Below are 12,742 nucleotides of genomic sequence, written 5' to 3' on the forward strand. Positions count from 1 at the left end.
TGAAGATGCTAAATATATTGAGAACCATTTACAAGTACGTGTTTGATGAGCGCCATAAAAAGCTAGCTATGTATCTACTTGTTTCCGGATAATCGGATCCCAACTCGCGCACGCACGGATACCCAGCCCATGGCCATGAGCAGTGCCCAGACCACCAGCGCCGCCCCGCAGACGGCAGCGCAAGCCAACCCACTGGTGATGCGCATCATCGCCTTCTGCGCGCTGGCGCACCTGATCAACGACCTGATCCAGGCAGTGCTGCCAGCCATCTACCCGATGCTCAAGGCCAACTACGACCTGAGTTTCGCCCAGATCGGCATGATCACCCTGACTTTCCAGATCACCGCGTCGTTGCTGCAGCCCTGGGTCGGTTTCTTCACCGATCGCCGGCCGACGCCGAACCTGCTGCCGTTGGGCACCCTGTGTACCCTGGTGGGGATCGTCATGCTGGCCTTCGTCGGTAGTTTCCCGATGATCCTGTTGGCCTCGGCGCTGGTGGGCATCGGCTCCTCGACCTTCCACCCGGAGACCTCGCGTATCGCCCGCCTGGCCTCGGGTGGGCGCTTCGGCCTGGCGCAGTCGACCTTCCAGGTCGGTGGCAACGCAGGTTCGGCCCTTGGCCCATTGCTGGCGGCCGCCATCGTCATCCCCTTCGGCCAGACTCACGTGGCCTGGTTCGGTCTGGCCGGGCTGTTCTTCTTCGCCGTGACCTTGCTGCTGCGCCGCTGGTACCAGGGCCACCTCAACCAGTTCAAGGCACGCAAGGCCGCCCCGGCGAGCCACGGCATCTCCCGCCAGCGAGTGATCCTGGCGCTGGTGGTCCTGGGGCTGCTGGTGTTTTCCAAGTACTTCTACATGGCCAGCTTCACCAGCTATTTCACCTTCTACCTGATCGAGAAGTTCGGCGTGTCGGTGGCCAGTTCCCAGTTGCACCTGTTCCTGTTCCTCGGCGCGGTGGCGGCCGGCACCTTCTTCGGCGGGCCGATCGGCGACCGCATCGGGCGCAAGGCGGTGATCTGGTTCTCGATCCTGGGCGTGGCACCGTTCACCCTGGCGCTGCCCTATGCCGACCTGTTCTGGACCACCGTGCTCAGCGTGGTGATTGGCTTCATTCTGGCCTCGGCGTTCTCTGCCATCGTGGTCTATGCCCAGGAGCTGGTACCGGGGAGCGTCGGCATGATCGCCGGGATCTTCTTCGGCCTGATGTTCGGCTTCGGCGGCATTGGCGCGGCGTTGCTGGGGTACGTGGCCGACCTGCGTGGCATCGAGTATGTCTATGGGTTGTGCTCGTTCCTGCCGTTGTTCGGGTTGCTGGCGGTGTTCCTGCCTTCTACCGGCAAGCGTTGAGCGCGGTTGGGGCTGCTTTGCAGCCCATCGCCGGCAAGCCGGTGATGGGCTTGCCAGACCGCGCGAAGCGGCCCCGGCAATTGACGAGCCGACTGCCCTTGGCCTAGAGTGCCGCCTCCTTTCAATCCATGTAGTCGATGCAATGCGCCGTACCCCGAGCCTTCGCCCCGTCCGCCAGCCTGTCGTCCAGGTGGTACGTCGTGCGTGGCCGAGCGACACGGTGCTCAAGCGTCGGCGTAGCGTGCTGTTCGCTTTCACCTTTTCGCCACACCTTGCCTGAATTGATCCGCGTCCCTGCATGACCCGCCGCCATGGCGTGGCTGCGGGCGCCTGCGTTCGAACATCTTTTCAGTGATTTCCCGCCGACCGGTGCCCAGGGGGCCAGTGCGTCGGCGTGCAAGGAGTGGTACATGAACATGCGTTTGCTGGCGGGCCTGTTGTTCGCCGTGTCGGTGGTGGGCTTCAGCCTGGGGGCGAGCCTGCCGCTGGTGTCGTTGCGCCTGCACGAGGCCGGTGCGGGGACCCTGGAGATCGGCATTCTCTCGGCCATTCCCGCCGCGGGAATGATGCTCTCGGCGTTCATGGTCGACACCTGCTGCCGCCACCTGACCCGGCGCACCATCTACCTGCTGTGCTTCAGCCTGTGCACCCTGAGCATCGCACTGCTGGAGTGGGCGTTCTCCTCGATCTGGCTGCTGGCGCTGCTGCGCCTGGGCCTGGGGATCGGCATGGGCATCGCGATCATCCTCGGCGAGTCCTGGGTCAACGAGCTGTGCCCGGAGCACAACCGCGGCAAGATCATGGCCCTGTACGCCACCAGCTTCACTGGCTTCCAGGTGCTCGGCCCGGCGATGCTGGCGGTGCTCGGTGCCAACAGCCCCTGGGTGACCGGTGTGGTCACCGCCTGCTACGCCCTGGCGCTGCTGTGCATCCTGCTGACCGTGCCCGACGATCATGTAGAGCATGGCGACGAGGGCGAGAAGAGTTTCACCCTGGCAGGATTCTTCCGCGTGGCGCCGGCGTTGTGCGTGGCGGTGCTGTTCTTCTCGTTCTTCGATGCGGTGGTGTTGTCGCTGCTGCCGGTGTACGCCACCAGTCATGGTTTCGCGGTGGGTGTGGCGGCGCTGATGGTCACCGTGGTGTTCGCTGGCGACATGCTCTTCCAACTGCCCCTGGGTTGGCTGGCCGACCGGGTGGAGCGTACCGGGCTGCACCTGGTGTGCGGGCTGGTGGCCATGGCGATCGGCATCGGCCTGCCGTGGCTGCTGCAGATGACCTGGCTGCTGTGGCCGCTGCTGGTGTTGCTGGGGGCGGTGGCCGGGGGCATCTACACCCTGGCGCTGGTGTTGATCGGCCAGCGCTTCAAGGGCCAGGACCTGGTCACCGCCAATGCCAGCGTGGGCTTGCTGTGGGGTGTCGGCAGCCTGGTCGGGCCGTTGCTCAGTGGCGCGGCCATGGACGTGGCGCCCCACGGGCTGCCCATGGCCCTGGCGCTGATGGCGGGGTTGTTCGTGTGCTTTGCCCGGCAGTCGTATCGGCGGGCGGGGAGGCTGCGGGCGGTGGCGGAGTGAGGTGCCCTCCAAGACAGCCACTGGGGCCGCTTCGCGCCCCCAGTTTTGCCCTGACTCATCACTAGAAGACCTTGCAAGCACTGGCCCTGGATGGGCCAGGCTCAGAAGCTCCCGCGCAAGGTCACCGACACATTGCGTGGATCGCCCCAGTAGTAACCGGTCGGGGTCGGTGCCACCTGGCGGTAGTACTTCTTGTCGAAGATGTTGTTGGCGTTGAGCTGCAGCGAGTAGTGCTCGTTGAAGCGGTAGTTGACCATGGCGTTGTACACCGCATAGCCCGACTGGCTGGCCACGGCGTCGGGGTTGACGCCGCGCGAGCTGGCCGTGGCGCGTGAATAGATGTCGCTCTGCGCCTGCACGCCGCCACCGATGGTCCAGGCGTCGAGCTCACCCGGCAGGCGATAGCTGGTGAACAGCTTGAGCATGCGCTTGGGGTCGGTGGTGCGGATCGCGTTGCCCTGGTTGTTGGGGTCGTTCAGGTACTCGGTGGTGTTGTAGGTGTAGCCACCGGTGACGTTCCAGCCCGGCAGCACTTCGCCGGAGATCTCCAGCTCGAAGCCCTGGCTGCGGTTCTTGCCCGCCGCGATCTTGCAGTAGCCGGTGTTGCCGCCACATGGCATGCCGGAGGCGATGTCATCGATGGCGTTGCCGACCTGGTAGATACGGAAGAACGCCAGCGACGCATTCAGGCGCCCATCATAGAACTCGCCCTTGATCCCCGTCTCGTAGGCCTCGCCTTCGACTGGCTTGAGTACCGAGCCGCTGACGTCGGTCACGGTCTGCGGGTTGAAGATCTCGGTATAGCTGGCGTAGGCGCTGAAGTTTTCGTTCAGGTCGTAGATCAGCGCGGCGTAGGGCACGAGCTTGTTGTCGACGCTGAACGTGCCGTTGCCGCTGGTGTTGTTCTCCTGCTCGTAGTCGTACCAGTTGTTCCGTGCACCAATGATCGCGGTGAGCGGGTCGGCCAGGGAGATGCGCCAGGTGGCGTAGGCACCTTCCTGGGTGGTACGGGTGCGCACCGGGTGGGCGGTGATGTCGATGTCCGGCTCCGGCAGGCTGGTCTTCGGATCCCAGTCGCGGATGTCGAAGAGGCCCGAGGGGGTGAAATGGGTGGCCGAGGCATAGGAGTCGTTGCGGATGCGTTCGACCCCGAGCATCAGTTCGTGGGTTCGCCCGAACAGCTCGAACGGGCCGTTGAGGGTGGCGCTGAGGTTGTTCTGCAGGCTTTCGCCGCCATCGCCCTCGGTGACCTGGTAGTTCATCAGGTACGGGTTGTTGGTCGGGTTGTCGGCACCGCTGGCGCGGGTGAAGTAGGTCTGCTTGAAGCCGTGGTCATCGAGCTCGAAGTGGGTGCGCTGGGCCATCAGCTTGAGCTTCCAGTCGTTGTCGAAGCGGTGCTCCAGCTCGGCGAAGGTCTGCAGGTTGCTGCGGTCCCAGCGGTTCCAGTCGGCGCCTAGGTAGGTGCTGCGGCCCAGGGGCAGGGGCGAGCCGTCATAGTCGGCCGGCAGGTTGCCCCAGGCGCCGGTGGCGTCCAGCTTGGTCCATTCGAGGCCGGTGGTGAGGGTGGTGCTGTCGTTCAGGTCGAAGGCCAGCACGCCGTAGAACACTTCCTTGCGCTCCATGCGTGAGTCCTGGAAGTGATCCTTGTCGTCATGCACAGCGATCACCCGGCCACGCACGTTGCCCGTCTCGGTCAGCGGGCCGGAGAGGTCGGCGACGTAGCGCTGGGCATCCCAGGAGCCGAGGGTCACGCTGCCTTCGCCCTGGAACTCGTAGGTTGGCCGCTTGCGTACCAGGTTCACCGTGCCCGACGGGTTGCCGGCGCCGCGCAACATGCCGGTGGCCCCCCGCAGGATTTCGGCGCGGTCGATGATCGCCGAATCGCTTTGGATGAACGAGCCGCCACCGCTGCTCTGCACCACGGTGGCGCCGTCGTACTGGATGGCATCGATCGCATAGCCACGTGAGTAGTACTGCACCCGCTCGCTGTCGGTGAGGTTGACCACCACGCCTGGGGTCTGTTCGAGCAGGTTGGTCAGGTTGGTGATGTTCTGGTCGTCGATCCGCTGGCGGGTCACCACGGTCACCGACTGCGGCGTGCGGCGCAGGCTCTGGGGGGCCTTGCCGATGGTCACCGCACCGGTGGTGTAGGAGCCGCTGTGCTCGGTGGTCTCGCCCAGACGGTTGCTGGAAATGCTGGTGGCGCCCAGCTCCAGGGCGCTGCCGACATCCATTGCGGGGATCAGCAGGAAGCTCTTGTCATTTTGCTGCTGCACTTGCACGTCGCTGCCCTGGAGCAGGATCGACAAGGCCTGGGCACTGTCGTAATGCCCCCGGACGCCGCCGGTGGTCTTGCCTTGCAGGCTGTTCGCATCGAACGACAGGTTCAGGCCGCCCTGGCGGGCCATCTGGTCCAGCGCGACGGCCAGTGGGCCTGCCGGGATGTTCCAGTCGATCTGCTGGCCTTGGCTGACCGGGGCCGCCAGGGCCTGGGCCGGCAGGCAGCAGGCGCCGGCCAGGCCGAAGCCGAGCACGGCGGCGCGCACGGCATGGCGCAGCCGGTCGTTGTGGGGGGAACAGGGGTGACTCATGAAGCGCTCCTGAAGGTTGTGAAGACCACTTTTCGGGCTTTGTTCCTTCAGGCCGAACGAGAATGAGATTCCACCTCATTTATTTTCAAAATTTTTTCAGGCCGCCTCGATGCTCACCCAATAGCGTGTGCGGTAGTCGACGCGCACCGGCAGGCTACGGGCGAGCAGCAACAGGATCTGCTCGGTATCGGCCAACTGGTAGGTGCCGGACACCCTGAGGTCGGCCACTCCAGGGGCACAACGTAGCAGCCCGGGCCGGTAGCGCGAGAGCTCCGCGACGAACTCGCCCAGCGGCATCCGTTGCACGCTGAGCACTCCCTCGGTCCAGCCCCAGGGGTCGCCATGCAGGGCGGCGGCCTGGTACGTACCCGACGGCGACACTTGCAGGACCTCGCCGCTGCGCACCAGGCGCGGCGAAGCAGAGGAGGGGAACAGCGTGACTTCGCCGCGGCGCACCGCCAGCAGCAGGCCCTGGTCGTTCTCCCGGAGCAGCAACTGGCCGCCCTGGGTTCCCAGGGGGCCGACGCGGGTGTCGATGCGGAACGGCCGGTTGTCGTTGGCGTTGCTGTCCAGGCTGACCTCGCCCCTGACCAGTGTCAGCAGGCGCTGATCGGCGCTGTAGCGCAGGTCGACGGCACTGGCCGTGTTGAGCTGGATGCGGCTGCCATCGCTGCCTTGCAGGCTGCGTCGCTCGCCGGTACCGGTGCTGGAGTCGGCCAGCAGCGCTGGTAGACCCAGCGGCTCGCGCGCGGTCCAGCCGAGGCTGCCGCCTACGGCCAGCACGGCCAGTAGCTTGAGGTGGTCACGGCGGCCGATGCGTTGGCGACGGCTGCCTTCGAGGGTGCGTCGGCTCAGCTCGCTGGGCAAGCCCGCCAGCTCGTCGCTGAGGTGGCTGACCCGCTGCCAGGCCACGGCGTTCTGCGGATGGCTGGCCAGCCATTGCTGGAACTGCTGCTCTGTCTTCGCACTGGGCGTGTCGAAGCGCAGTCGCACCAGCCAGTCGATGGCCTGGTCGACGTGGGACTGGGCCGGGTGGCGATCAGGCGTCGGCATAGCGCAACCGGTAGCAGACACCCAGGGCCTTGGCCAGGTCGCGTTCGACGGTGGCCCGCGACACGCCCAGGCGCTGGGCGACCTGCACCAGGCTCAGGCCGTCGAGCTGGGCGAGCAGGAACGCCTGGCGTGCCCGTGGCTTGAGCTGGTGCAGGGCTTGGTCGAGGCGTTCGAGGGTGTCGAGGATGACCAGCCGGTGTTCCTCGCTGGGCGCTTCGCCCTCGGGCAAGCTGGCCAGGCTTTCCTGGTAGGCGCGCTCCAGGGCGCGGCGGCGGAACTGGTCGATCATCAGGCCCCGGGCGATGCTACTCAGGTAGGCGCGGGGTTCCTTCAGGGGTGAAGGCTGGCGTGCACGCAGCAGGCGCACGAAGGTGTCCTGGGCCAGGTCGGCGGCATTCTCCCGGCAGCCGACCCGTGCCCGCAGCCAGCCGCGCAACCAGGCGTGGTGGGTTTGATAGAGCAGATCGACCTCGGACGGCTTGAGCGTGTCGTTCATCTGCATCGTGTCGAAAACCCTGGTTCCGGATGGAGGTGCGTTTGCTAATAGTTCTCAATTCTATGCGGGCCATCGGTCGCAGAGCAATGGCGTGCCGGGAATTTGCCGCGCAAGATCCGGCGTTTGCCCGATGAGCGGTTGGGCTAAGCTGGTTGTTCCCCAACACCCACAGGTACCACGCCATGATCCTGGCCGATCTGTCGCCCGAGGCCTACCGCGAGGCTACGGACTTTCTTGCCTCCCTGGACCCTGACTGGGCGCGGCACATCGCCGCGATCGGTCCTTGCCAGCATGCGGCGATGCCAGGGCGCGAGCCATACGAGGCCTTGGTGCGGGCCATCGCTTACCAGCAACTGCATGCGCGGGCGGCCGAGGCGATCCTCGGGCGGCTGCTGGCGCTGTTTCCCGACGTGGCGTTCCCCAGTCCTGGGCAACTGCTGGCGACCGCGCCCGAGACGCTGCGGGCCTGCGGCTTTTCTGCCAGCAAGCTTGCGACCCTCCAAGGCATCGCCCAGGCGAGCCTGGAGGGCATCGTGCCGAGCCGCGAGGAGGCGTTGACCCTGCATGACGATGCGTTGATCGAGCGCCTGGTACCCCTGCGTGGCGTCGGGCGTTGGACGGTCGAGATGCTGTTGATCTATTGCCTGGAGCGCTCCGACATCCTACCGGTGGACGACTTTGGCGTGCGTGAGGGGTATCGTCGGATGAAAGGCCTGGACAAGGCGCCGACACCGGCGCAGTTGCGCTCGCTGGGTGGTGGCTGGAGCCCGTACCGGACAGTGGCGGCCTGGTACCTGTGGCGGGCCTAGTGCGGGCCAGGGGAGTGGCGGATTTCAGGCTGGAGAGTTGGGGCCGCTTCGCGCCCCATCGCCGGCAAGCCGGCTCCCACAGGGTTCGGCGGTGTTCACGCATCATGTGCCATGCAGAGGACGCTATGGAGTCGGTTCCCACATGGTCTTTGAGGATCGACTCCATCCGGTGGGAGCCGGCTTGCCGGCGATGGGCTGCACGGCAGCCCCATTGCTTTCCAGATGCAGACACCGAAGATTCACCGGCAAGAATCGGAGTGATGGCCCAAGCCAGGCCTGCCAGGCTAGTGCCATCAACCGCAAGGAGACCTCCCCATGAAGCCTGCCCCCACCTATGCCTCCGACCACGAACGCTGGCTCGCCGTGCAGGCCCGTGATACCGAGGCCGTTGGCCACTTCGTCTACGCCGTGCGCACCACCGGCGTGTACTGCCGCCCCGGCTGTAGCTCGCGCCTGGCCAAGCGCGAAAACGTCGAGTTCTTCGCCGATGCCGCCAGCGCCGAGGCTGCCGGCTACCGTGCCTGCAAGCGTTGCATGAACGCCATGGCCGACCCGAATGGACGCCGTACCGAACTGGTGACCCGCGCCTGCCGCCTGATCGAGGCCAGCGAGACGCCCCCAAGCCTCGACCAGCTCGGCACCGCGCTCGCCGTCAGCCCCTTTCACCTGCACCGCCTGTTCAAGGCCGAGACCGGCCTGACGCCCAAGGCCTATGCCTCGGCCTTCCGCGCCCGGCGCCTGCGCCAGCGGCTCGACGCTGAAGGCAGCACGGTCACCGAGGCCATCTACGACGCTGGCTACAACTCCAACAGCCGCTTCTACGAAAACGCCGACCAGCGTCTGGGCATGCGCCCACGGCAATACCGCGCCGGTGGCGAAGGCGCGACCATCCGCTTCGCCATCGGCCAGTGCTCGCTGGGCGCGATCCTCGTGGCGCAGAGCGAGCGAGGCATCTGTGCCATCCTGCTGGGCGATGACCCTGAACAGTTGTTGCAAGACCTGCAAGACCAGTTCGCCAAGGCACGGCTGATTGGCGCGGACACCGGTTTCGAGCGCCTGGTCGCCGAAGTGGTGGGCTTCGTCGAGGCGCCCGCCCTGGGCCTGGACCTGCCGCTGGATGTGCAGGGCACGGCATTCCAGGAGCGGGTCTGGCAGGCCCTGCGCGAAGTGCCGGCCGGCAGCCGGGTCAGCTACACCGAGATCGCCGAACGCATCGGTGCGCCCAAGGCAGTGCGCGCCGTGGCCCAGGCTTGCGCGGCCAACCACATCGCCGTGGCCATCCCCTGCCACCGGGTGGTGCGCCGTGATGGCGACATCAGCGGCTATCGCTGGGGCGTGGAGCGCAAACGGCAGTTGCTGGAGCGAGAAACGGCACTCACCTGATCATCACGAGCAGCGTAGAATTCCCGCGCAACAGAGCTTATCAATAGGGGAATTCGGATGAGGCGCTTGAGCCTTGACCATTTATGCATCGGCCTGCTGGCCTTGCTCCTGTGCGTGGCGACACCGGCCTGGTCGGCGTCGGCAGCACCTTTGGCGCCGGCGGAGCTGTCGGTGCTGGATGAAAACGCCAGCCTGGAGCAACTGGGCGACCGGCTCGACCAGATCCGCCAGGGCGTTACCAGCAATGCCAACGACGACCTGCTGTCGCAGTTGCGCCAGGCCGCCTTGCAGGTCCAGCGCCAGGCTGACGCCCTGGGCACGTTGCGGACCACCGACGTGGAGCGCCTGGACGACCAGCTCAAGGTCCTCGGCCCGGTGTTGCCGGACGAGGCCGAGAGCATCACCCGCCAGCGCAAGCAGCTGGAGGACGAGAAGAAATCCCTGCTCGCCCAGCAGACGCAGGCCACCCAGCTGACCCAGTCGGCCCGCGACCTGTCGACACAGATCGTCAACCTGCGCCGCAGCCTGTTCAACTCGCAGGTCACCAGCCGTGCCGCCAGCCCCCTGAGCCCGGCGTTCTGGTCGAGCCTGATCCGCCCCACCGACGAGGACCTGGCGCGCCTGCGCAGCCTGCGCGGCGAGGCGGCGGATGCCGTGGCCAGCGCTTTCAGTGCCGGGCAGCGCTGGCTGTTCGTCGCCAGCCTGGTGATCGCGGTGCTGGTCTGGACCTTGCTCCGGCGGATGGTCGAACGCCTGCTGGCCGACGCCACGATCCGCTGGCTACCCGAGGGCCGACTGCGCCGCAGCGCCCTGGCCGTGGGTGTCAGCCTGGCCACCCTGGCCACCATCGGCGGCGCGGTGTCCTTGGTGCGCTGGGGCCTGGAGAGCAGCGCCGAGCTGGGCGCCGACATCGCCAGCCTGACCAACCACATCCTCACCCTGGTGGTGTTCAGCGCCTTCATCTCCGGCCTTGGCCGCGCCATGCTGATGCTGCAACGCCCCACCTGGCGCTTGCCGCCGATCCCCGACGAGATCGCCCGTGCCCTGGGCTGGTTCCCACCGCTGCTGGCATTGGCCCTGATGGTGCTGCTGACCCAGGAGCGCATCAACAGTGTGATCGGCACCAGCCTGGCGCTCACCGTGGCCACCAACGGCCTGACCGCCCTGGTGGTGTCGCTGATCTTCGTCGCGGCCCTGGTGCGCTACAGCCGCACCCGGCGCCAGCATGGCCTGGCGCGCCCGCCTGGGCTGGCTGGGTTGATCCCGTTCGTGAGCCTGGTGTGGGTCGGCCTGATCCTGCTGGCGCTGCTCACCGGCTACCTGACCCTGGCCTACTTCCTCACTGCCAAGCTCCTGTGGATCAGCGTGGTAGCTACTTGCGCCTACCTGCTCATCACGTTGTTCGGCGATCTCTGCGAAAACCTGCTCTCGCCGCGCCAGCCTGGCGGCCTGGCCCTGGCTTCGGCCCTGGGCCTGCAGCAGCGCCACCAGGCCCAGGCCAGCACCATCCTGGCGGGTATCGGCCGCACTTTGTTGCTGTTCGTCGCCGCGCTGTTCGCCTTCATGCCGTCGGGCACCAGCCCCGGCGAGCTGCTGTTGAGCCTGGGGGAATGGGACGGGAGCGGTGGCAAGGTCCTCGGCAACCTGAACATCGTGCCCCAGGACATCTTCCTGGCCGTGGCCATGTTCATCGGCGGCATGTTCGGTCTTCGTGTGCTCAAGCGCTGGCTGAGCGAGCGCCTGCTGCCGGAGACCGACATGGACGCTGGCATGCGCGCCTCCCTGGTGACGCTGGTCGGCTACCTGGGCTTTTTGTTCCTGGCCATGCTGGTGATGTCGACCCTGCACATCAACCTGACGAGCCTGACCTGGGTGGTCAGTGCCCTGTCGGTGGGTATCGGTTTCGGCCTGCAGCAGATCGTGCAGAACTTCATCTCTGGCCTGATCCTGCTCACCGAGCGCCCGGTCAAGGTGGGCGACTGGGTGAGCCTGGCCGGGGTCGAGGGGGATATCCGCCGGATCAACGTGCGTGCCACCGAGATCCAGATGTCCGACCGCTCCACGGTGATCGTGCCCAACTCCCAGTTCATCTCGCAGAACGTGCGCAACGTGACCATGGGCAATGCCCTGGGCGTGGTCGGTATCACCCTGACCCTGCCGCTGGATACCGACGCCAACAAGGTGCGCGAACTGCTGCTGGCGGCTTATCACGAGCACGAGTCGATCCTCGATGCGCCCGCGACGTCGGTGTCGTTCAAGGACATCACCGCCAGCGGCATGGTGCTCAGCGTCAGTGGCTACGTGGCCAGCCCACGGCAGGTGTCGGGCACACGCAGCGACCTGCTGTTCACCGTGCTCGGGCGCTTGCGTGACGAGGGCATCGCCTTGTCGTCGCCGCAGAGCATGGTGTTGTTGCAGGAGCCTGGGCAGTCGGCGTGAAGTAGGGGGCTAATGCCAGTCAGCTCAAGGTTGTCATCCTAGTGCCCTGTCTCGGAGATAAGTTGTTCGCTTTTGGCGGCGCCTTGGCCGAACACCCAAGCCACTCGCCAAAAGCGAACGTATTTCCGAGACAGGACGCGAGGGAGCCCATTCGTGGGGCAGGGCCCCACCAGGCTCGGCAAATCACATCATGTGTGATCGACTCAGACGCCATGGGAGCCGATCCTGCGAGAATACTTTCTGCGTGGCGTAGGAAAGGTCTCTTTTGTCAGCGCCCAGGCAACAGGCCCGCTTGCACCTGTTAGGTTTCGGAGCTTTTCCAGGCAAAGGAACCTGCCTATGTACCGCGTCAGTCTCGAGGGCAGAGGCCAGGCAGTAGACGGTGACATCACCACGACGGGGGCGATCTGCATCGCCAGTGGCGAGGGCTATCTCTGCGAGGGGCGCAAGGTCCTGCGGGTTGGGGATGCAACCACTGAATGCCCACTGTGTGGCGAACCTGGGATCGTCGTGGAGGGCTATCTCGGGTGGATTTCCAATGGCCAGCCATTGGCGATGGATGGCTCGCTGGTCGCGTGTGGATGCCCCAGTGGCCGCAACAGGGTGGTGGCGCCCTTGCATGGCGAGGTACCGTCCAGCCGTTCGCTGGGCGGTGTCACGCCCACTGCCCGTTCGGCGCACGCTGCCGCCAGCACGCAGGCAGTGTCCGCCGTGCAGGCACCGGCGGGCATCACCTCATCGCCGGTCGCGCTCGAGCCCGGCTTCTACATCGTCCCCCGCAGCATGTCTGGCCCACAACTGCTGAGCCGGTTGCTGGAGCAGGACCAGACGCTGCCCATCGCCCGTATCCAACGGCTTAATCCCACCTTCGAGCAGGGCTTCAAGGCCGGCGAGATCTTCGTCATCGGCGACCCCGACAACCACCATGCCTGTACCCGCGAGGAAGCCGACCTGATGCGCGCGGCCGAGCATGCACGGGAGTCGTTGGCGATCCTCAGCGAGGAGGAGGCCAATTTCATGATGGCGCATATCGGGGAGATTGCCGGGGTGCTG

General features: G+C 66.1%; 9 protein-coding genes. 6 read left to right on the plus strand and 3 right to left on the minus strand.

What is annotated here, in order from left to right:
• The first annotated feature begins 129 nt into the window (after positions 1-129).
• Positions 130-1,347 (plus strand): MFS transporter, encoded by a 1,218-nt coding sequence (locus tag NJF35_RS22590; RefSeq protein ID WP_225790561.1) that lies wholly within the window; start codon positions 130-132, stop codon positions 1,345-1,347.
• A gap of 410 nt (positions 1,348-1,757) precedes the next feature.
• A complete protein-coding gene (locus NJF35_RS22595) occupies positions 1,758-2,918 on the plus strand; it encodes an MFS transporter (protein ID WP_253091499.1) in 1,161 nt (386 codons plus the stop codon).
• A 101-nt stretch (positions 2,919-3,019) separates the two neighbouring features.
• Here the strand turns inward: NJF35_RS22595 and NJF35_RS22600 are convergent, their stop codons facing one another.
• The 3 genes from NJF35_RS22600 to NJF35_RS22610 form a co-directional block, all read right to left on the minus strand.
• The gene (locus NJF35_RS22600; protein WP_253081607.1) at positions 3,020-5,509 is read right to left on the minus strand and encodes a TonB-dependent siderophore receptor; all 2,490 of its coding nucleotides are present in this window, start codon (positions 5,507-5,509) and stop codon (positions 3,020-3,022) included.
• Between the two features lie 96 nt (positions 5,510-5,605).
• A complete protein-coding gene (locus NJF35_RS22605; RefSeq protein WP_253081606.1) occupies positions 5,606-6,562 on the minus strand; it encodes a FecR domain-containing protein in 957 nt (318 codons plus the stop codon).
• Positions 6,549-7,064 (minus strand): sigma-70 family RNA polymerase sigma factor, encoded by a 516-nt coding sequence (locus NJF35_RS22610; protein WP_225790557.1) that lies wholly within the window; start codon positions 7,062-7,064, stop codon positions 6,549-6,551. Before NJF35_RS22610 ends, NJF35_RS22605 begins: the two co-directional genes overlap by 14 nt.
• A 176-nt stretch (positions 7,065-7,240) precedes the next feature.
• On the opposite strand from NJF35_RS22610, the gene NJF35_RS22615 reads away from it, so the two are divergent.
• The 4 genes from NJF35_RS22615 to NJF35_RS22630 all read left to right on the plus strand — a co-directional run.
• On the plus strand, positions 7,241-7,867 hold the full coding sequence (locus tag NJF35_RS22615) for a DNA-3-methyladenine glycosylase family protein (protein WP_225790556.1): 627 nt from the start codon (positions 7,241-7,243) through the stop codon (positions 7,865-7,867).
• A gap of 315 nt (positions 7,868-8,182) precedes the next feature.
• Positions 8,183-9,250 (plus strand): bifunctional DNA-binding transcriptional regulator/O6-methylguanine-DNA methyltransferase Ada, encoded by a 1,068-nt coding sequence (ada, locus tag NJF35_RS22620; RefSeq protein WP_225790555.1) that lies wholly within the window; start codon positions 8,183-8,185, stop codon positions 9,248-9,250.
• Between the two features lie 57 nt (positions 9,251-9,307).
• Positions 9,308-11,689 (plus strand): DUF3772 domain-containing protein, encoded by a 2,382-nt coding sequence (locus NJF35_RS22625; protein ID WP_225790554.1) that lies wholly within the window; start codon positions 9,308-9,310, stop codon positions 11,687-11,689.
• A 339-nt stretch (positions 11,690-12,028) separates the two neighbouring features.
• Positions 12,029-12,742: PAAR domain-containing protein (locus NJF35_RS22630; protein WP_253091500.1), on the plus strand; the 714-nt coding region annotated here is incomplete at its 3' end.

The organism is Pseudomonas guariconensis (genome assembly GCF_024127895.1).
Lineage (GTDB): Bacteria > Pseudomonadota > Gammaproteobacteria > Pseudomonadales > Pseudomonadaceae > Aquipseudomonas > Aquipseudomonas guariconensis_B.